This is a genomic window from Nonlabens sp. (assembly GCF_047636915.1).
In the GTDB taxonomy this organism is placed as follows: Bacteria; Bacteroidota; Bacteroidia; order Flavobacteriales; family Flavobacteriaceae; genus Nonlabens.
Genome location: NZ_JBLIGN010000034.1, coordinates 1 through 21,069, shown reverse-complemented (window position 1 = coordinate 21,069; position 21,069 = coordinate 1). Strand labels below are relative to the sequence as shown.

Genomic DNA, 21,069 nt, shown 5'->3' with positions numbered 1-21,069 from the left:
AAAAAGCCATACTTAAAACAGTTCCGCTTTTTTGCGCCTGTTAGCGTTTTATCGACCGCCTGAAATAGCTCTTAAGATCGGTTAGTAACCTCTACACACGATAAACTCTAGTTATAGAGCAATGCTGGTATGTATTCCTCTTTCGCAAAAACTAAACAAAAATACTACCACTGCGCCACCACTTCCCTACTCGCTTCAATTGTCTTATCAAGATCTGCATAGCTCAATGCATCGTTTAAAAAATAGGATTCAAAAGCGCTAGGTGGTAAATAAATTCCGCGTTCCAGCAGGCCGTGAAAAAATTTCTTAAACCAATCGTTATTTCCAGTGGCTGCACTAGCAAAATCGACCACTTCTTGATCTGTAAAATGAACCGACATCATCGATCCATAGCGGTTGATTTTGTAATCCAGGCCTTTTTCAGAAAGCACACTATCTATTCCTTTATGTAGGTATTTTGTTTTTGTAGCGAGGCTATCATAGACCTCTGGATGCGTATTTAAATGAGTCAACATCGCTAGGCCAGCACTCATCGCCAGAGGATTACCGCTTAAAGTTCCCGCTTGATAGACTGGTCCTAGCGGTGCTAGATGATTCATGATTTCTTGGCGTGCTGCAAAAGCACCTACCGGCAAGCCGCCACCTATTACTTTACCGTAAGTAACGATATCTGCCTGTACACGCGTGGTTTCTTGTGCACCACCTCGAGCCAGTCTAAAACCAGTCATGACCTCATCAAAAACAAACAAAGCTCCATATGCATCACACAAAGCTCTTATTCCTTCTAGGAAACCATCTTGGGGAACTATACAACCCATATTCCCTGCAATAGGCTCTATAATCACACAGGCAATCTCGCCTTGGTTTTTCTTAAATATATCGGCTACTTGATCCAGGTTATTGTATTGTGCCAGTAACGTATCTTTTGCAGTTCCTTGAGTAACTCCAGGACTATTAGGACTACCGAAGGTTACCGCACCACTTCCTGCTTGGATCAAAAAAGAATCACTATGACCGTGATAACAACCTGCAAATTTGATGATTTTATCGCGCCCTGTATAACCACGAGCTAATCGCACAGCACTCATACAGGCCTCAGTACCAGAGTTTACCATTCTAATTTGATCCACATTAGGAACCATAGAAATGGCAAGTTTTGCAATCTCAGTTTCTATAGCAGTAGGCATTCCATAAGAAGTGCCTTTTCTAGTTGCATTGATAACCGCTTCTACCACAGGTTCAAAAGCATGACCTAAAATCATAGGACCCCATGAGGCGATATAATCTATGATTTGATGTCCGTCCTCTGTTTGTAGGTATGCACCTTTTGCACGCTCTATAAAAACAGGATCGCCACCTACTGCATTAAATGCTCTTACTGGAGAATTGACACCGCCAGGTATATATTTTTTTGCCTCTTGAAAAAGAGCACTGCTTCTTTGATACGTAAATGACATGAAAAGAAATTAATTATTTAAGGATAAGCAATTGACCTATACTTAATTCGTTTGATTTAAGTCGGTTGAGTTTACTAAGTTGCTCTACCGTTGTACGATGTTTTTTTGAAATGCTGTATAAGGTGTCTCCCTTTACAACCACATATTGTTCTTCAAGACCAGAAAGTTTATTTTTTTGACTCTCTCTAGGCTTCATATCCACACTTTTTCCTAAAGCCATGTGATCATACCTGTAAAGCTCATAACGCTCAATAAGGCTGATCAATTTTTGCGGATATTTTTTATCTGTCGCATATCCTGCTGTTCTCAATCCCACTGCCCAACCTTTATAATCGTCTTCGTCTAATTCAAAAAGTCCTGCATAGCGTTTGCGATCTTTTAGAAATAACGAATGATCTCGATAGCTATAGCTTGCGTTATTATACGTACGAAAGCATTCTTGCTCCTCATCATCGTCATGATAAATACGACCGCCAGTCCATCCTGTATGGCATTTGATACCGAAATGGTTATTTGCTTCCAAAGCCAACCTTCCACTACCAGAACCACTTTCTAAAATCCCTTGAGCCAGAGTAATACTTGCTGGAATCTTATATAACTTCATTTCCTGAACCGCAATATCTTTAAAGTCGTCGATATAATTCACCACTTTATTACCACCACGTGGGGTTGATGTAGTCGTTGCTTTAACAACTTCCTTAGAAATTACTGCTGCATTCTGTGTGGTTTTTTGTTTGGATTTTCTTTTAGATGTGATAATATTCTTTTTAGAGCCACAAGAGACCAAGAACATTCCTGCAAATAATAATGAACAAAGGAGTCTAAAATTGATTTTCATAACTAAGCTTGATACGTCGTTTTTTGGACAGCATTTTATTATAACCAGCGATCGATTGTAAACCACCAGTATGCACAGCTAAAATACGAGTTTTACCTTTGATAACGGCTCTTTCAACCATTTGTTCTATGCCATACATCATTTTTGCTGTATAAATAGGTTCTAATGGAATTCCGCGTGGATTTTTTATAGTTACGCTTTCGCGAAAGCGCGTATTCATGTAATCTATTAATCGATCATCAGACTTTGCATAACCGCCAAAAGCTGTTTCATCCACCACCTCAAAATCACTCCTCCAAGTATATTTTTCAATATCTGCTCGCATAAAACCCCCTTTTAAAGCAGAGAAAACAATCACTTTTTGTTGCGGTGCAGTACTATTAATTATTCCAGCAGCAGTGCCGCCAGTTCCAGCTGCCACACAAACAATGTCGTAGTTAGTTGTATCGCCTTCTGTTAGAATTTCTTCTGTTCCTTTCACAGCAAGGAGATTAGTCCCACCTTCTGGTATGTTATAAAACAAGCCAAATTTCAATTTTAATTCTTCTTGAAAAGCGGTAGAATCCTTCTCTCGATAAGCCTCTCTCGAAACAAAATGAAACTGCATACCGTTTTTATGAGCGAGCTCTAAAGTGGCATTATTAGAAAGAGTTTTTACAAAATCGTCACCTAGTTCTTGACCGCGTATGATGCCTATAGTTTTTAAACCCAAAACATTTCCTGCCGCCGCAGTAGCCGCAATATGATTAGAAAAAGCACCACCGTAAGTAAGAATGGTATGGAGGTTTAGTTTCTGGGCTTCCAGCAGATTGTATTTAAGTTTGCGCAACTTATTACCGGAGACAGCTGCATGAAGCAAATCTTCTCGCCTTATATCGATCTCTATTTCTAAACCATTATAAGATTTGAACCTTTGAATGATGGAATTTTGTGGTTTAAAAAGTGACTCCATGTGCGTGCTTTTTACGGTACATCTTTAAAAATGAAAATTGCTTTCTATTTTTCAAATATTCTAAATGACTTTCATGGAAGTAAGCTTCTCTTTCAAAGACGATATTTCTATAGGCTAAAAGGTGATTTTCAACCTTTAAAAGCTGGATCAAGCAATGGATTCCATTCCAGATATAGAATAAAATAAGAAAGCATTCCTTTTGCTGTGCAGCATGAATAGTTTCCTGATTTATAAGAGCAGTATGATTTGCATGTTCCCTATTCTTAACAAACAAGAAAGGCGGTAGCGTCACGTCTTTGTAGTTTTTGAGAAAGTTAGTTTTTAGAAAGATCATATGACAAAGTTATGGATTAAATAGGTGTTTTTATCGGAAGACGATTACGTTTCATGTATTTGCAATACGTGTCGTTTTTATTAGGCATTTGCAATGCTACCAGAACTATATTCTACCATCATAACGCGCATTGCAAAAGCGCCATTAAACAAAACGCGCGTGATAGAGGCTATCGACAATCAAAAATGTGCGCTACGAGATCATTCTTAAAACAATTCTAATCAAGCTGCGTATGTGTTTATACTATCGTATTTTTAGACGATGAAAAAGATTATTCCCGTAGAGGAAGGTGATTATTACTTGACGCCAGAAGGATACCGCTGTTTTACAGAGCAATACCATCTTAAAAGAGGTTATTGTTGTGAAAGCGGTTGCCGCCACTGCCCGTATGGATATGATAAGAAAAAAAACAGCCAAAACTAAAACTTATGAGTCCAGATAACTCCTTAGCACACTTTCGCGAAAGCATACAACTAGGAATCCCAGAAACGCTACCACCAGCACATCAGTATGATATAGCTGTGAATCATGCGCCAAAACGTAAAAAGATTCTAAATCCGGAGGAAGAAAAGCTAGCTTTACGAAATGCACTTCGGTATTTTGATCCAAAACACCATGCGGTTCTTTTACCAGAATTCAAAGAGGAGCTGGACACTTACGGCCGTATTTATATGTACCGGTTTATGCCAGACTATGAGATCAAAGCGAGGAATATTTCAGATTATCCAGCGCAGTCTCAGCAAGCCGCTGGAATGATGCTCATGATCCAAAACAATCTGGATCACGCCGTAGCGCAGCACCCGCACGAATTGATTACGTATGGTGGTAACGGTGGTGTTTTTTCGAATTGGGCGCAGTACCTGCTTACCATGAAGTATTTAAGCGAGATGACCGATGAGCAAACGCTGGTCATGTATTCTGGTCATCCTATGGGATTATTCCCTTCTCATAAACTAGCGCCTCGATGCGTAGTAACTAACGGCATGATGATCCCCAACTATTCACAGCCAGATGATTGGGAAAAACACAATGCCTTAGGTGTTACTCAATACGGACAGATGACCGCCGGTTCTTATATGTATATCGGACCACAAGGAATTGTCCACGGGACAACGATTACAGTTCTCAATGCTTTTAGAAAGATCAAAGAATCTCCTACAGGGAATATATTTGTAACTTCTGGATTAGGCGGTATGAGTGGTGCGCAACCCAAAGCTGGCAACATAGCCGGTTGTATTACCATTTGTGCAGAGATGAATTCTAAAGCCGTTCACACCAGACACTCACAAGGCTGGGTAGATGTTGTGGTAAAAAACACAGCAGACTTAATCACAAGAGTAGGACAAGCGCAAGAAAATAAAGAAACTGTTTCCATCGCTTTTGAAGGAAATATAGTCCATGTTTGGGAAGCGCTATATGAGGCAAGTATTCATGTTTCCATAGGTAGCGACCAGACCAGTTTGCACAATCCTTGGGCGGGTGGATATTATCCCGTAGACCTTTCATTTGAAGCTTCTAACGAAATGATGAGTAAGGAGCCTGACCAATTTAAAATTGAAGTTCAAAAATCATTGAGACGTCATGTAGAAGCGATCAATAAGCACACTGAAAAAGGCACTTATTTCTTTGACTATGGCAATGCATTCTTACTTGAATCCAGCCGTGCCGACGCAGATATTGCTGGCGTAGATAAAGAATTTCGTTATTCTTCTTATGTGCAGGATATTATGGGGCCTATGTGTTTTGATTATGGTTTTGGACCATTTAGATGGGTTTGTGCCTCAAATGACCCAGAAGATCTTAAGAAGACAGATCAAATCGCGACTAATGTACTAGAGCGTTTATCAAAGAATGCTCCAGAACGCATACAACAACAGATGCAGGATAATATCAAATGGATCAAAGGAGCGCAAGAAAATAAATTAGTAGTAGGCTCTCAAGCAAGGATTCTCTATGCAGATTCATTAGGAAGAATAGAAATTGCAAAAGCATTTAATAAAGCCATAGCTGCCGGAGAGATCGGAACAATTGTTTTAGGACGTGATCACCACGATGTATCTGGTACTGATTCTCCTTATAGAGAAACTTCTAACATCTATGATGGCTCTCGTTTCACTGCAGACATGGCCATACAAAACGTCATAGGCGACAGTTTTAGAGGAGCGACTTGGGTTTCTATTCACAACGGTGGCGGCGTAGGCTGGGGTGAGGTGATAAATGGTGGTTTTGGAATGGTTATTGATGGTAGTAAAGAGTCGGAGAACAAATTGGAATCCATGCTGTTTTGGGATGTGAATAATGGTATCGCTCGAAGAAATTGGGCTCGAAATGAAAATGCGACTTTTGCTATTAAAAGAGCCATGGAGGCAAATCCTTCTTTAAAAGTCACGATTCCTAACGAGGTTAGTAATGATTTGATTGATAATATTTAAACGTCTTGAATTTATAGTTAAAATGCACTTCCACGGCCCTCAGCATAAAAACAAAAATTATGAAAAAAATAATTACACTTCTCGCAGTGATCACTCTATTGGTAAGCTGTAAAACCGTTCGTGTGTCCCAAGACTACGCATTAGGAACTGATTTTAACAATTACAAAACCTATGCTTATTTCAAAAAAGGAATAGACGAAGCACAAATATCAGAGCTAGACAAGAAAAGAATTTTAAGGGCTATCGACACAGAAATGACGGCAAAAGGATTTGTAAAATCTCAAAATCCTGATGTACTAGTGAGCATTTTTACCGATTCCAAAGAACGTGTTGACGTGTACAACAATAACTGGGGTATGGGCTTTGGCTGGGGCTGGGGTGGCGGTTTCTGGAGGAATAACATGGGAAACAATGTTATTCGAACTACAGAAGGTATTCTTTACATAGATTTAATAGACGCTAAGAAAAAAGAACTGATCTGGCAGGGAGTTGGAAAAGCAACGCTCAGATCTACCCCTGAGAAGAAAGTAGAACGTACTAATGAAATCGTAAAAGAAATTCTAAGGCAATTTCCACCAATGCCTAAAAAGTAATCCAACTTAAATGATAACATCAAAATCCCATTTCAATTTAATGAAATGGGATTTTTTTTAGTAGTTTACTGTTATAAATTACCTAAAGTAAAAGCACTGTAATAAGAATTTAAGCCTAGAATTAATCTACAATTACTTCCCAACTTATATTCACTTGTTTATCAAAAGTCTTAGAAACGGAACAATACTTTTCAAAGCTTAAATCGGCTGCTTTTTGAGCTTTTTCTGGATGTATATCTCCTTTTAGCATCACTTTTACATGCATAGATTTAAAAGGCCTGGAGTCGTCTAATAGATAACGTTCTCCTTCTACTGCTACTTTATAACTGGTAATTTCCTGGCGTTGTTTTTTAAGAATGGATATCATATCTATCGCACTGCAAGAGCCCACACCCATTAACAACAACTCCATAGGACTGACTCCTTGAACAGTTTCCATACCGCTGTGGTCTATCATTATTGTGTTACCAGATGAGCCTTTGGCTTCTAGCAAGTAATCGTTATTTTTTCTTTCTATTTGTATTTTCATCCTATTTATTTATTTCTTAATTCCTTAACTCCTTAATTCATATAAACAATACGGTCTAAAATCATAACTGAAAGCCATACCAATCCATTGAGACGTTTTTGAAAAGTAGAATAAATATAAATTCTTTGTATAACTTCCCTCGTTATGATCAAATCCATGGCTGTAATCTACTAATAATTCTCTACAGGTTTCACTCGTAAACCTTTCTGAATAGTTTTTAAACGCTTCGTATAAAGGTAATCTGTAAGTTCCAGATCGTGCCCCAATCCATTTTTAAATTTTGTCGTATCTGAGCTATTAAGGTCCTTCAGGTCTTTGTCTATCTCTATTCCGTTTAAAGAAAAACACCTGTTTTATTTTCTTCAATAATTAGATATCATCCTAGATCAGAAGTAGCGTACATTTGAAAAAATACTCAAGGTTGATCGTTAAAACCATAAAGAAAATACAACGGAATCCATCTTTATAGAACAAATAATAGCTGCCTTAAACAAGGTACGTCAGATAATGGATGAATCCCTTATGAATACTTAAACTACTAGTAACTTAAGAGCTCCTCAATCTTCACCTTTACTTTCTCTGTACTAGGAATCATCGTTTCTTCAAGAACAGAGTTTAATGGAATCGCTGGCATGTTTTCAGAACCTATAACCATTACTGGTGCATCTATGTATTTAAAACATTCTTCTTGAATGCGACCTTGCAAGCCACGAGAAAAACTATTATCACTAGGCTCTTCCGTAACTACGAGACATTTTCCGCATTTCTTCACACTCGCAAAAACCGTTTTATAGTCTAGTGGATGTAATGTTCTTAAGTCGACGATTTCCACTCTATCTTGAACACCTAATTCTGCTGTGGCATTCATTGCCCAGTGCACACCCATTCCGTAAGTGATAATAGACAAGGTTTCTTCTTCCTCTTTTTTCCAAATCTCTTGCAATACCCATGCTTTTCCCAAAGGCAATACATAATCCTCACTAGGCTGAACACTTGTTGCGCCTTTAGTGCCTTTTACCTTAGACCAGTACAATCCTTTATGCTCAAAAATCACCACTGGATTAGGATCGTAATAAGCTGCTTTCATCAATCCTTTAAGGTCGGCGCCATTTGATGGATACACAATTTTTAAACCCCTTATATTAGAAACCACACTTTCCATAGAACTGGAGTGGTAAGGCCCACCAGAGCCATAAGCTCCAATAGGAACTCGCAATATCATGGATACTGGCCATTTACCATTACTTAAATAACAAGAACGGGAAACCTCTGTAAATAGCTGGTTCAATCCAGGCCAGATATAGTCAGCAAACTGAACTTCAACAATCGGTTTTAGTCCTACCGCACTCATTCCTACCGTACTTCCTACGATAAATGCTTCCTGAATAGGTGTATTAAATACTCTGTTGTCCCCGAATTTTTGTGCCAGTGTCGCGGCTTCTCTAAAAACGCCACCCAACCTGGCACCTACATCCTGTCCGTACAACAAACATTCTGGGTGTTTTCTCATCAATTCTTCAATAGCAAATAAGGCACAATCTACCATAACTACTTTTTCAGCGCCAGCTGGAGATCGCACTCCTTTTTCTTCTGTAATTGGTGTTGGTGCAAAATCGTGGGTAAATAAGTCGGCTGGTTCTGGATCTGGTTGTTGTAATGCTAAGTTTAAAGCTTGTTGTACTTCCGCTTTCGCGAAAGCGTCATAACCATCCACATCCTGCTCACTAAAACCATTATCAAGAAGTAACTGTCTCATACGCGGATGCGGATCGCGGCTTCTCGCCTCTTCCAAATCATCGCGATAAAACTCCATGCGCACGCCACTCGTGTGGTGATTCAATAAAGGCACTGTAGCATGAACTAAAAATGGCCTGCGCTCTGCACGTATCTTTTCAATCACCCCATTTAAGGTATTGTAACTTTCTTCAAAATCCGTTCCATCTATAGAAATAGCTTCTATCCCATGAAACCCTGCAGCATATTCGGCAGCGTTTTGAGCACGAGTTTCTGCGGCATTTGCACTGATGTCCCAACCGTTATCTTGTACTAAATATAAAATAGGTAATTGCTTCAAAGCTGCCATTTGAAAAGCCTCAGCAATTTCACCTTCAGTCACAGATGCATCTCCTAGGGAACATACGACAAAACCGTTGAGACTTGAACCTGAAGTCGAACTGTCGTGACGAGCTTGTTTCAGTACCTCTTGCTGCTCCTCACTCAAACTTTCCTTATAGTGAAAACCCAACGCCACTCCAGTCGCAGGAATGGCCTGCATACCAGTGGCACTGGATTGATGCGGGATTTTAGGTTTATCATCATCTCTTAAAGATGGATGCGAGTAATACGTGCGCCCACCTGAAAATGGATCCTCTTTTTTTGCCAACAACTGCAGCATCAAATCATAAGGCTTCATACCTATGGAAAGTAACATCGCGTCATCTCGATAATAAGGAAAGGCATAATCCTGAGGTAACAATTGCATTCCTATAGCTATCTGAATAGCTTCATGACCGCGACTGGTCGCGTGCACATATTTAGAAACCTTTTTAAAATTCTCCTCGTAGACTTCCGTCATTGATTTGGCGGTTACTAGGTTTTTGTATGCTTGTTCTAATAATGGCTTTTCCAATTGTTTGTTTTTTTTGATTCTCCGCGTTATTTTATTGTCTCTACACGCTCGACATGGGATATTTTCCGCACTCGATGCGGCTGACTTTCCACGCTCGACGCAGAATCTGTTTATACCATCTCCATTCATAATTCTTCACATCCCACAAGCTTTCAGCTAGATCCAACCACTCAGTATTACCCTTCTCTATGAGATAAATTTTCCATTGTAGCTTCCACTTTTTGAACTTTTTCCTCTTGCTTGAGTATCTTGCATCCATTGAAAATTTTCTAAATACACTAGCCATTTAGTCTGTAACCTTGTTGGTACTTTTCTTCTTTATGCTGACCTACTCCATGCTTTAAATCATCTGTACTTCCTAGATATAAAACGCTATCCTTTTTATTAGAAAGTAAATAGACCTACTATTTGTGCTCGTATGCAGCTAGGAGATAAAACTAACAGTTTCCGCATCAAGTGCGGAAAATTAATTCTTTTAAATATCCTCTTTTGGAGCAGCTTCCAGATTCATAGCTACTTGCTTTAAAAAACTTCCTCCTAAAAAACCATCTACTACTCTGTGGTCAAAAGATAAGGATAACATCATCATGCTGCGTATTTCTATAGAATCCACACCATCTCTTGTCAATACCTCAGCGCGCTTTTTGATAATTCCTGTAGCTAGAATAGCCACCTCCGGTTGGTTGATAATGGGTGTCCCCATTAAGGACCCAAAAGTTCCCACATTGGATATAGTAAAGGTTCCGCCTTTAATGTCGTCTCCACCTAATTTATTTTCTCTAGCCAAATTTGCCATGCGATTCACATCAGCTGCGATTTCTGGTAGGGTTTTCTGATCTGCATTTTTAACTACAGGAACTATTAAGTTTCCAGAAGGTAGCGCCGTTGCCATGCCTACGTTGATATTCTCTTTAATTATTATATTCTTTCCATCTACACTTGCATTGATGTTTGGAAACTCCCTTATTGCTCTTGCTACTGCATCTACAAACAATGGCGTAAAGGTCAATCGCTCGCCGTGTTTTTCTTGAAAAGAAGCTTTATTTTTATTGCGCCAGTGGACTAAGTCAGTTAAATCTGCTTCCACATAAGCGGTAACATGAGGACTGGTATGCTTGCTGTAGACCATACGGTCTGCAATCATCCTGCGCATGCGGTCCATTTCTACAATCGTACCGGTTCCTTTATCGAATTTTAATTGGGGTATGCGATAAGCTGTTGGGTCTGGTTCATTACTTACCGCCTGTGCAAATTGGAATGGACGGCCTTCGTTGATATAACTCACCACATCGCTTTTGCGCAATCTACCTTCATGACCTGTCGCTGGAATACGTGCTAACTCTTCATAAGACATGTGATTTTCACGAGCGATAGCATCTATTAATGGACTTACAAAAAGGTCTTGATTGACGTACGTATTTGATATCGAGGTTGACACAGCATTTTTCTTCGGTAATCGTTCTCGACTCTCACTCGAACTGACATTGTTGTTCTGCAATTGATGCGCGATCTGCTGATCTTTATCGCTAGACTTATTTAAGACTTCAGGATTTGAAGTACTTGTTGAGGCTAATAAACCATCAGCTTCTTCAAAATGGGCCAGTACACTTCCTATTTGCACCACATCATTTGCAGCACATAAATGTTGCGACATGATTCCAGCGGCTGGAGCTGGCACTTCATTATCTACTTTATCAGTCCCTACTTCTACAAGAATATCTCCTTCCTCAAAAGATTCTCCTTCTTGAACGAGCCAATTTAGTATAGTTCCTTCGGTAATTGATTCTCCCATTTTAGGAAGTATAAAGTCCATCTTATTTGCCATGGCATAAAAATACAAAAACTAACAAGCGTTAGCAAGGGCAGTTAACCAAGACTTTGAGCAAAAAAAACGGTACTGTTTCCAGTACCGTTTTTATCAAGTGTATTTGACGTGTATTTTTAAACTTATTGTCTTACATATGTTTGAACAATTATATCTCCAGGTTCACTAGGTCCATCTGTGGAATCTGAAATAATACGAAATCGCAAGCTAGTAGCAGTGAGTTCTTCAATTACCCCTTGTGCTGTAAAACTAAAAATACCAGTAACGTTAAATTCTATGTTAGTACCAGAAAGCGTGTAGGTAAATGCTAATGGTTCATAGGTGCACGGGGGCGTATCATCATCAAGAATTACAAGACTTCCCGTAGCTGCAGCAAAAGATACCGTTTGCTCCAGTTCACAATCATCTAATGATAAGGCTACACCACCCTCAGATTCTGCTGTTAATTTCCAATTTCCTTGGATACTTGCTGGCGCAACTTCGTCATCGTCTGAGCAACTCGTTGTAAAGACAGTAGCGGTGATCGCAAGAAATAGAATAATAAATTTTTTCATTTTTTTGGTTTTTAAGTTTACGTAAATAACGTCTAAATTGTACTTAAAATCAACATCAAAAAATATTTCCTGCTATTTTAAATTTTTTTAAGAAACATAAAGTAAGTGATTGACCTAGCTTTTGCAAAAGCGAATACCAGCGAAACCAAGTCATAAGCAATTCTAATAAGAAAAATATACTCCTTGTTAGTTGATCAAACTAATCAAAATATTTAATTCCTGCTTTTAGCGTTTTGTTATCCTCATATGGATGTACCTAGGTTGTGCAAATACACCTGAAGAGATAGCGCTCCCGTAAAACCAGTACAAAATTGAAAAGACAGAACGCATAAAGAATTGGACAGGTCGTAATTGGGTACCTGTAGTTTTTTTTTGGATTTTTTAGTGGTGTTGCAGATCCAGTATATACGAGTCCGGCTAATGGGTTTATAGAAAGGGAAGGATTAAAACTTTAGATATAATTAATTATGGCCATCTGATAAATAATATATCGTTTGGTGTTTTTTCAGGCTCTGTATGACTATCGCTTATTTTGTAAAAGACCATCAAGACAATAAAAAATTCAAAAATCAAATAAAAAAGAAAGATACTTAAAATTGGATGTACTACATAAAGAAGATGGGATTGTACAGGGATAAGCGATGAAAATGTTATTAAGGGTTATTTTGCCTTCATCTCTTGTAACGTTTTATAAAAATCTTCTTGAACAGGACGATTTTCAGGGATTTCTCTAAGCGGTTCTACCTCTTTCATGGTCTCGTTACAGTCAGCTGGAAGTTGCTGGTAAAGTTGAGTTCCTGCTGTTTTCCACGCCATCATTTGATCAGAGACCTCTTTTATTTTTTTAGCAGGATTTCCTACGATTAGAGAACGCGGTTCAAATACGGCTGCGGCTTTTACAAAAGCCATAGCGCCTACGATGCATTCATCTCCTATAGTGGCATCATCCATAATCACACTGTTCATGCCTATCATACAATTGCGACCCAAGTTGGCACCATGAATAATCGCTCCATGACCTATATGAGCACCTTCTTTTAGCGTGATACTTTTTCCCGGAAACATGTGTATGGTACAGTTTTCTTGAACATTAACACCATCTTCCAATATTATTTCGCCCCAATCACCACGTATAACAGCTGATGGACCAACATAACAATGCTTACCTATAATTACATTACCTATGACCGTAGCTTGTGGATGTACAAAACTAGATTCGTGGATTACTGGGATATGTGATTTGAAAGAGTAGATCATGTGGTATGTGGTATGTGGTACGTGGTATGTGGTATGTGGTATGTGGTAAAATGATTTTTTATTCCATCTTCATATAATTTTACTTCGTAAACCTGTTAACATTTTTTGAATGGTTGTTACCTCTTCTCTAATATTCTCAATTTGCTCAAAGGATATGTATTTTCTCCTGAACGCTTTTTCGTTTGCAGAAACACATTCATTGGAACTATGAATCGCATCATTAATATGTTTTACAAACTGGGCATCACTTCCTGGATAGCCTTCTGCAATGTTTAATGCGATTGAATCTGCCGCTCTTCTATACTGGGAACTTAACACATACAATTCACGTTGTGGAAACTCTCGAACTAAAGAATCTACAACCTCAGCAAAATCCATCGCCTTTTGATAAACAAGTAAATCTTCAAACTTAAAATGAAATTCACTTTTCATTTCTCTTTATTTAAAAGAAGGAATAACTTAAACCTCTTCCCACATACCTCATGCCTATAATTACTTAAATCTCTTCAAGGTTTCCTTAGTAAATTCGCTCAAGACTAATCTCCCGGAAATTTTAGCTCTTTCAAAAAGCAACTGATCCCAATTTTCACAGCCGGTCCAAAACATCTTTTTCATCTCTGCCATAGCATCTGGATTATAGGTGCATAAATTCTCTGCAAAGGCTTGAATTCCAGCATCCATTTCTTCAGTAGATTCATAAACCTCAGCAAATAACCCATTGTTTTTTGCCCATTCTGAAGAATAGAATTCGTTTGCGTTGATCGCGATCTGGCTCATTCCAGTCAATCCTAGTTTGCGTTCTACCGCTGGACCTACTACAAAGGGACCGATTCCTATGTTGAGCTCGCTCAGTTTAATGCTTGCAAATTGAGTTGCAAAACAATAGTCGGTCGCACTGGCAACTCCTACGCCACCACCGACGGTCTTTCCTTGTACACGACCGATAATAAATTTAGGACATTTACGCATCGCATTGATCACGTTTGCAAAACCTGCGAAGAATACTTCGCCTGTTTTCTCATCGTTAATAGCGATGAGTTCTTTAAAACTAGCTCCCGCACAAAAAGTGCGTTCTCCACCAGATTTTAGGATGATCACTTTTGTAGCGTCATCAGTACCTGCATCGGTAATCGCTTGTGCAAGTTGTGCCAGAATATTTCCAGGCAACGAGTTGTGCGCTGGATGGAAGAATTCTATGGTTGTTATTGCGTTTTCTGTTTGTTTTTTTACGTAGGCTTGTGTCATGTTTTAATTTTCCGCGCAGGCGGAAATCTTTAAGTTATTGTCGTTTTATCTCTTTATTAACGCGTCTCTGTATGAATGAGGATTTACCTCTTGCATGAGCTCGGCGGAAATCTTTGTATTCATATCTCAATATTTATAATTATCAAAATCCCAGCCATCACTTAAATCAAGCCAGTCTTCGTTTTGTTCTTGAATCAATCGCATTTTCCATGCTCGATTCCATTTTTTTAATTGTTTCTCTCTGGTATGGGCTTCTTCCCAAGTTCCATTAATTTCCTCGTAATATACTAACCAATCAATATTATATCGGGCCGAAAATGAACTTACATATGTTTTAGTTTTATGTTCAAAAGTTCTTCTTTTAATATTATCGGTTGCTCCTACGTATAAAACTCTATTATTCTTACTAGACATCATGTAAACGTATTAGGTTTTCATACTTATGGAAAGTTCACTTTAAATATCATTTCGATTATACTAGAAGATTTCCGCCTATGCGGAAATATCAAACTGCTCAAAGTGATGACTTAAATGCTTTCTCTCCAACAAGGTCCACTCGTATTTACTCAAGTCGCCAAAAACAGCGTTCTTGTGAGTGGCTTTTGGGTTCTTTTTAAAATACTCTAAATATTCCGTTCTAGCCTCAAGCATTTTTACTTTGGCCGTTTCTAAGTCGGCGTGAATGAGGTCTTCTAGCGCGCCATCTTTTAGCAAAGGCATTTTGTGATTTTGCGGCATTTTATCAAAATTCCACAAAGTAGCTGCTACTTTTTCTAAGAACTCTTCAGGAGTGGCAACTTCAAAATTTTGGATTTCTCCACTGGCGATGCGGTAACTCATTTCCAGATGTTCTACCATGTGCTGTGAAGTCATCGTTCCCCATTGAGGTTTTGTGTTGGTATCTAATTTCGCTAAAGCAGAATCTATATAATTCTCCGTAATCTCTGGGAAAACAGTTTGCTTTTTCTCTACCATAGTCAGAATGGTTGCTACACAAACGAGTGCTTCTGCTTCTTCATCGGTCTTATCATTTTCATAATCTACAGGCTCAGCATCAAAAACTTCTACATACCATTTTACAATCCCAGAAGGATGCTCACGACCAGCTACGTCTCTTTCTCGTTTTTCTTTACAAGTCAATCGCACATAAACGGTATCGTTATGATACAAAGGTCTTAAGAAGCGAATGTCTTCCAGACCGTAATTTGCAGAAACGGGTCCTTTATTAGGATACACAAATAATCCGGCAGCAGCACTGATGATAAAATAACCGTGAACGGTGCGTTTTTTAAAAATACTTCCTTCTAAACTCGTGATATCTGTATGCGCATAAAAATGATCCCAAGTAAGATTGGCAAAATTCTGTATATCGGTATCGGTAAGGGTTCTTTTATGGGTTTCCAGACTCATTCCAGGTTTGATATCTTCGTAATGATAAGCAAACGGATGCTTTTCGGCTTTTTTATAAGCTCCATTAGGTTGGTAAACACCCGTGATTTCAGTTAACGAAGTCGGACTTCCTTGCACCGCACAGCGTTGCATATAGTGTTTGATCCCTCGCAAACCTCCCATTTCCTCGCCACCACCAGCACGCCCAGGACCACCGTGCACTAATAGTGGTAATGGAGCACCATGACCGGTAGATTGCGGTGCACTTTCTCTGTTTAAAGTTAGAATCCTGCCGTGGGACGATGCGGCGTTTATGGTATACGCTTTCGCGAAAGCGTTATCACTAGTAACTACACTGCTCACTAAGGAGCCTTTACCCATATGGGCCAGTTCAATGGCTTCTTCTAGGTTTTTGTAAGGCATCAAGGTACTTACCGGGCCAAAAGCCTCAATTTCATGTACCTGAGTATTCTTAAACGGTTGATCTTCTCGCATTAAAATAGGTGACATAAACGCCCCTTTTTGCGCCCGATCCCCTAATATCTCAACCTCATCGAGGTTTCCGTAAACCATTTGAGCAGTTTGGGCAATCTTGCCAATTTGAGTTTTTACAGCCTCTTTTTGATTGTTATTTATCAATGCGCCCATGCGCGTTTCTCTCAACAATGGATCTCCTATTACCGTTCTCGAAAGTTGTTTTCCCAATGCTATTTGTACGTCTTCCATTAAGTTTTCTGGAACCAAAATTCTTCTTATCGCGGTACATTTCTGACCCGCTTTAGAAGTCATTTCTTTGCGCACCTCTTTTACAAATATGTCAAATTCTGGTGTTCCTGGAACCGCATCTGGCCCTAAAACTGACGAGTTTAAAGAATCTGCTTCCATAGTAAAAGGGACGGACTCTTCCAGCAACCGAGGATGTGCTTTTAATTTTCTTCCCGTATGCGCACTACCTGTAAAAGTAACTACGTCTTGCGAATTTACCGTATCGAGAATGCTGGTTGTTAAACCACTCAATAACTGCAAAGATCCTTCTGGCAATATCCCTGACTTGATAATCTCCCGCACCACAGCTTCTGTCAGGAATGCAGTTTGAGGCGCTGGCAGCACTACAGCTGGCATTCCTGCCATCCAATTTACAGCACATTTTTCCAACATTCCCCACACTGGAAAGTTGAAGGCGTTGATATGCACAGCGACCCCTTTGCGAGGCACAAGAATGTGATGCGCCATAAAACGACCTCCTTTAGATAAATCTATTGGGTCGCCTTCTACGGCATAAGACTGGTCTGGAAAAAGCTTCCTCAAACTGGCGTTAGCAAATAGATTACCGAAACCACCTTCTATGTCTACCCAACTGTCTGCTCGTGTTGCTCCAGTTCTATAACTGATTTCATAGAAAGCGGCCTTTCTTTTCTCTAAATAAAGCGCCAGCTTTTTAATCATGTTCCCACGTTGCTGGAAGGTCATATCTCGCAAGACTTTTCCGTTATTACGACCGTATTCTAACGCAGACTTTATATCCAGTCCTTCGGTGCTGGTAAGACCTATTACTTCACCAGTAATTGCGTCGTACATGTTGCTTGCAGACTTCTCTTCACCAGCTTGCCACTGGCCATTAATGTAGCTTTCTAGGATCATAATTTATTTTATAAAAATTGTCTTTTTATCGCTTTCGCGAAAGCGGAATCCAAACCTTTCCACGAAAATACAAAACAACTGGCAAAAACTAACAAGTGTTAGTTAGTTCCGTCTAATTCACATTTTCAATTACCATCGCATAGCCCTGACCTACTCCCACACACATGGTGATCAATGCGTATTTTTTACCTGTGATTTGAAGTTCTAAAGCGGCGCTGTAAGCAAGACGTGTTCCAGTAACACCTAGTGGATGACCTATAGCAATAGAACCACCATTGGGATTGATACGTTGATCATCATCAGCCAGTCCCCATGCTCTGGTGCAAGCTAATGCTTGAGATGCAAAAGCCTCATTCAGTTCAATCACATCCATATCATCCATAGTAAGGCCTGCCTTCTCTAGTGCTTTATTACTAGCTGCAACAGGTCCTATTCCCATGATTCTAGGTTCTACTCCTACTACGGCACTACTCACCACTCTTGCAATAGGCTTTAAGTGGTATTTCTTAACGGCATCTTCACTGGCAATAATAGTCGCCGCTGCACCATCATTTAACCCACTTGAGTTTCCTGCAGTAACAGAGCCACCTTCCTTTTTAAAAGCTGGACGCAATTTTGCAAGAACTTCTTTGGTCGTACCTGGACGTATAAATTCGTCATCCTTAAAGATGATGGAATCTTTTTTGCGTTGTGGGATTTCTACTGCTACAATTTCTTTTGCTAGCCGACCTGATTTTTGTGCAGCAGCAGCTTTTTGTTGCGACCAAGCAGCAAAGGCATCTTGATCTTCCCGAGAAATAGTATATTTCTCTACTAGATTTTCAGCGGTGTTTCCCATACCGTCTACACCGTACATTTCGGCCATTTTATGATTGACAAATCGCCATCCAAAACTAGAATCGTACATTTTAGAGTCGGTACCAAAAGCGCTACTAGGTTTTGCAATAACTAATGGACCACGAGTCATGTTCTCTACGCCACCAGAAATAAACACCTCTCCATCTCCTGTTTGTATGGCTCTGTGCGCATGAACTATAGCACTCAATCCAGAGCTACACAATCTATTCACTGTTTCTCCAGGAACCGAAACTGGTAATCCTGCTAACAATCCAGCCATACGCGCTACGTTGCGGTTGTCTTCTCCAGCCTGATTGGCACAACCCATGATCACGTCTTCATAGGCGTCTTTTGGTATGTTGGGATTTCTTTCTACTAGGGTTTTTATAACATGTGCTGCAAGATCATCTGGCCGTATGGTCGATAAAGTTCCTTTGTAGCTTCCTATTGGAGTTCTTACTCCGTCGATGATGTATGTGTTTTTCATTGTTTAGGTATGTGGTATGTGGTATGTGGTAAAATCACTTTTTTTATTCCATCTTCATCTAATTTTACTGCGTAACCTGTTAACATTCTTTGAATGGTTGTTACTTCTTTTCTAATATTCTCACTTTGCTCAAAGGATATGTATTTTCTCCTGGATGCTTTTTAGTTTGCAGAAATACATTCATTAGAACTATGAATCGCATGATTAATATGTTTTACAGACTGTGCATCGCTACCAGGATAGTCTTCGGCTATATTCAGTCCTATGGAATCTGAAGCTCTTCTAAATTGAGAACTTAAAGCGTATAATTCCCTAGGTGGAAAACCTTTAGTTAGCGCATCAACAAATTCTGCAAAATCCATCGCCTTTTGATAGACCAATAAATCTTCAAATTTAAAATGATACTCACTTTCCATAGGTTCAAAGATAGGATAGCTATCAACTAATACCTAATACCACATGCCTGATGCCTAATTTACCAATCCTTATTCGTCCTAAAAACAACTCCTTTAAAAAGCGCCACCAGCTCTTCACCTTTTTTTACCTCAACGATGTTAAAACCTACTTTGGTTTTGGTTTTATCAAGGGTGCATTCTGCGGTGATGTAATCGCCTTCCTCTAGTGCTTCAATATGGTTGATACTGGTCTCAATAGAAACGGCAAATTTACCATGTGTGTTGGACGAAAAGCCAAAAGCGGTATCGGCTAGCGCGTAAGTAATACCGCCATGTGCTTTTCCCATGCTATTGAGCATTTCTGGTCGTATAGTCATTCCTAGTTTTACACATCCTATCTCTACCGATAAAATCTCCATCCCTAACCAAGTAGAGTAAGGATCTAACGAAAGCATTTTTGCCGGTATCTTTTTACCGTCTAGTTTTTGAGTCATGGAATTGGTGAGTTGGTGAGCTGGTGAGCTGGTGAGCTGGTGAGCTGGTGAGCTGGTGAGCTGGTGAGTTGGTGAGTTGGTGAGTTGGTGAGTTGGTGAGTTGGTGAGTTGGTGAGTAAATGTGTTATTTATTTTTAAGACTTCGCCTTAAAGCTGAGATCATCTTTCCAATTTCTGTTAACAATTAAATCTTCAAACTTAAAATGATACTCACTTTTAAACATATTTAATTTAATTTTTCCTTTTAGGGACTCAAAGACTCAGAGACTCAGCGACTCAAAGACTAATCCACTTTGCTTCATTTTCCTTAATATTGGTGAGCATCTATAGCGATCTTCTCTATATACATCATACAACGCGTCCAGTCCATTCACGCACCAGTCTATTCCTTTTTCGTTTGCCCAGGCCAGTAATCCTTTTGGGTAATTCACACCTTTGGTCATGGCGCTGTCTATTCCATCAGCCGTTGCGATGTTTAAGAACAAAGCATCTGCAGCTTCATTGATAAGCATTACCAATACACGATCTTGAATCTCTTTAAGGAGTTCTGGTGATTTTACGGGTTCCGCTTTCGCAAAAGCCTGCTCGCTATCCACATTTACATAATCATAAAAACCCCTGCCTGTTTTACGACCCAGCCAGCCTGCTTCGACCAATCGTTTTTGGGTAAGCGCAGGTTTGTAACGCGGGTCAAAATAGAAGGCTGTAAAAACAGTCTCCGTCACTACGTAATTCACGTCGTGCCCTATATAATCCATCAATTCAAAAGGCCCCATTTTAAAACCTAATCCTTTTAAAGCATGATCTATAGTAGCAAAACTGGCGATTCCTTCTTCATAAATACGCAGCGATTCACTGTAAAAAGGCCGTGCCACACGGTTCACAATAAAGCCAGGGGTATCCTTTGCTACAGCGACTACTTTTTTCCATTTTTCAATAGTAGCAACACAAGTCTCTGTCACATTTGGAGCGGTTTGAACAGCTGGAATTACCTCCACCAACTTCATCAACGGCGCTGGATTAAAAAAGTGAATTCCTATACAACGTTCTGGCTTATCGAGTGACGCAGCAATACTCGCAATGCTCAAGCTGGAAGTATTAGAGGCAATAATACAGCTGTCAGAGACATGAGATTCCAATTCTTGAAACACCTTTTTCTTAATATCTAAGTTTTCAATTAT

20 protein-coding genes and 1 pseudogene are annotated in these 21,069 nt (G+C 39.5%); 3 read left to right on the top strand and 18 right to left on the bottom strand.

Annotated features, from left to right (window positions below; translation table 11 throughout):
- Positions 1–164: 164 nt before the first annotated feature.
- From hemL to ACJAT0_RS07100, 4 genes are read right to left on the bottom strand one after another with little or no spacing between them, the layout of a single operon-like run.
- The gene (hemL, locus tag ACJAT0_RS07115; RefSeq protein ID WP_415181113.1) at positions 165–1,457 is read right to left on the bottom strand and encodes a glutamate-1-semialdehyde 2,1-aminomutase; all 1,293 of its coding nucleotides are present in this window, start codon (positions 1,455–1,457) and stop codon (positions 165–167) included.
- A 13-nt stretch (positions 1,458–1,470) separates the two neighbouring features.
- Positions 1,471–2,295, bottom strand: coding sequence for a glucosaminidase domain-containing protein (locus tag ACJAT0_RS07110; protein WP_415181112.1), 825 nt, complete (start codon positions 2,293–2,295; stop codon positions 1,471–1,473).
- On the bottom strand, positions 2,279–3,247 hold the full coding sequence (locus ACJAT0_RS07105) for a 1-aminocyclopropane-1-carboxylate deaminase/D-cysteine desulfhydrase (protein ID WP_415181111.1): 969 nt from the start codon (positions 3,245–3,247) through the stop codon (positions 2,279–2,281). Before ACJAT0_RS07105 ends, ACJAT0_RS07110 begins: the two co-directional genes overlap by 17 nt.
- Positions 3,231–3,581 carry a hypothetical protein gene (locus ACJAT0_RS07100; RefSeq protein WP_415181110.1) on the bottom strand — a complete coding sequence of 117 codons (351 nt, stop codon included), beginning with the start codon at positions 3,579–3,581 and terminating at the stop codon, positions 3,231–3,233. The genes ACJAT0_RS07105 and ACJAT0_RS07100 overlap by 17 nt, the downstream gene beginning before the upstream one ends.
- A gap of 261 nt (positions 3,582–3,842) precedes the next feature.
- On the opposite strand from ACJAT0_RS07100, the gene ACJAT0_RS07095 reads away from it, so the two are divergent.
- Genes ACJAT0_RS07095 through ACJAT0_RS07085 form a run of 3 tightly spaced genes read left to right on the top strand, consistent with a single transcriptional unit; the run spans position 3,843 to position 6,606 of the window.
- Positions 3,843–4,004 carry a DUF5522 domain-containing protein gene (locus ACJAT0_RS07095; protein WP_415181109.1) on the top strand — a complete coding sequence of 54 codons (162 nt, stop codon included), beginning with the start codon at positions 3,843–3,845 and terminating at the stop codon, positions 4,002–4,004.
- A gap of 5 nt (positions 4,005–4,009) precedes the next feature.
- Entirely contained in the window at positions 4,010–6,013 is a 2,004-nt protein-coding gene (locus ACJAT0_RS07090; protein WP_415181108.1) for a urocanate hydratase, read from the top strand.
- Positions 6,014–6,072: 59 nt separating this feature from the next.
- A complete protein-coding gene (locus ACJAT0_RS07085) occupies positions 6,073–6,606 on the top strand; it encodes a DUF4136 domain-containing protein (RefSeq protein WP_415181107.1) in 534 nt (177 codons plus the stop codon).
- A 121-nt stretch (positions 6,607–6,727) separates the two neighbouring features.
- On the opposite strand, the gene ACJAT0_RS07080 is transcribed toward ACJAT0_RS07085, so the two are convergent.
- The 14 genes and pseudogenes from ACJAT0_RS07080 to ACJAT0_RS07015 all read right to left on the bottom strand — a co-directional run.
- Positions 6,728–7,135 (bottom strand): OsmC family protein, encoded by a 408-nt coding sequence (locus ACJAT0_RS07080; protein ID WP_415181106.1) that lies wholly within the window; start codon positions 7,133–7,135, stop codon positions 6,728–6,730.
- A gap of 538 nt (positions 7,136–7,673) precedes the next feature.
- Positions 7,674–9,710, bottom strand: coding sequence for a thiamine pyrophosphate-dependent enzyme (locus tag ACJAT0_RS07075; protein WP_415181119.1), 2,037 nt, complete (start codon positions 9,708–9,710; stop codon positions 7,674–7,676).
- A gap of 332 nt (positions 9,711–10,042) precedes the next feature.
- A pseudogene (locus ACJAT0_RS07070) lies at positions 10,043–10,111 on the bottom strand (hypothetical protein); the annotation flags it as partial.
- A gap of 128 nt (positions 10,112–10,239) precedes the next feature.
- Positions 10,240–11,589 (bottom strand): dihydrolipoamide acetyltransferase family protein, encoded by a 1,350-nt coding sequence (locus ACJAT0_RS07065; RefSeq protein ID WP_415181105.1) that lies wholly within the window; start codon positions 11,587–11,589, stop codon positions 10,240–10,242.
- Positions 11,590–11,711: 122 nt separating this feature from the next.
- Entirely contained in the window at positions 11,712–12,143 is a 432-nt protein-coding gene (locus ACJAT0_RS07060) for a lipocalin family protein (RefSeq protein ID WP_415181104.1), read from the bottom strand.
- Positions 12,144–12,803: 660 nt separating this feature from the next.
- Entirely contained in the window at positions 12,804–13,400 is a 597-nt protein-coding gene (locus tag ACJAT0_RS07055) for a transferase hexapeptide repeat family protein (protein ID WP_415181103.1), read from the bottom strand.
- Positions 13,401–13,469: 69 nt separating this feature from the next.
- Positions 13,470–13,832 carry a four helix bundle protein gene (locus ACJAT0_RS07050; protein ID WP_415181102.1) on the bottom strand — a complete coding sequence of 121 codons (363 nt, stop codon included), beginning with the start codon at positions 13,830–13,832 and terminating at the stop codon, positions 13,470–13,472.
- 60 nt (positions 13,833–13,892) lie between these two features.
- On the bottom strand, positions 13,893–14,645 hold the full coding sequence (locus tag ACJAT0_RS07045) for an enoyl-CoA hydratase/isomerase family protein (RefSeq protein WP_415181101.1): 753 nt from the start codon (positions 14,643–14,645) through the stop codon (positions 13,893–13,895).
- 126 nt (positions 14,646–14,771) lie between these two features.
- Positions 14,772–15,062, bottom strand: a complete 291-nt coding sequence (locus ACJAT0_RS07040) for a GIY-YIG nuclease family protein (protein WP_415181100.1) — start codon at positions 15,060–15,062, stop codon at positions 14,772–14,774.
- 75 nt (positions 15,063–15,137) lie between these two features.
- Entirely contained in the window at positions 15,138–17,675 is a 2,538-nt protein-coding gene (gene paaZ / locus ACJAT0_RS07035) for a phenylacetic acid degradation bifunctional protein PaaZ (RefSeq protein ID WP_415181099.1), read from the bottom strand.
- A gap of 112 nt (positions 17,676–17,787) precedes the next feature.
- Complete coding sequence (locus ACJAT0_RS07030; protein WP_415181098.1) at positions 17,788–18,999, bottom strand: acetyl-CoA C-acyltransferase; 1,212 nt, start codon at positions 18,997–18,999, stop codon at positions 17,788–17,790.
- 161 nt (positions 19,000–19,160) lie between these two features.
- On the bottom strand, positions 19,161–19,415 hold the full coding sequence (locus ACJAT0_RS07025; RefSeq protein WP_415181097.1) for a four helix bundle protein: 255 nt from the start codon (positions 19,413–19,415) through the stop codon (positions 19,161–19,163).
- 59 nt (positions 19,416–19,474) lie between these two features.
- The gene (locus tag ACJAT0_RS07020) at positions 19,475–19,888 is read right to left on the bottom strand and encodes a PaaI family thioesterase (RefSeq protein ID WP_415181096.1); all 414 of its coding nucleotides are present in this window, start codon (positions 19,886–19,888) and stop codon (positions 19,475–19,477) included.
- 260 nt (positions 19,889–20,148) lie between these two features.
- On the bottom strand, positions 20,149–21,069 hold a 921-nt coding region (locus tag ACJAT0_RS07015; protein ID WP_415181095.1), incomplete at its 5' end, for a 3-hydroxyacyl-CoA dehydrogenase family protein.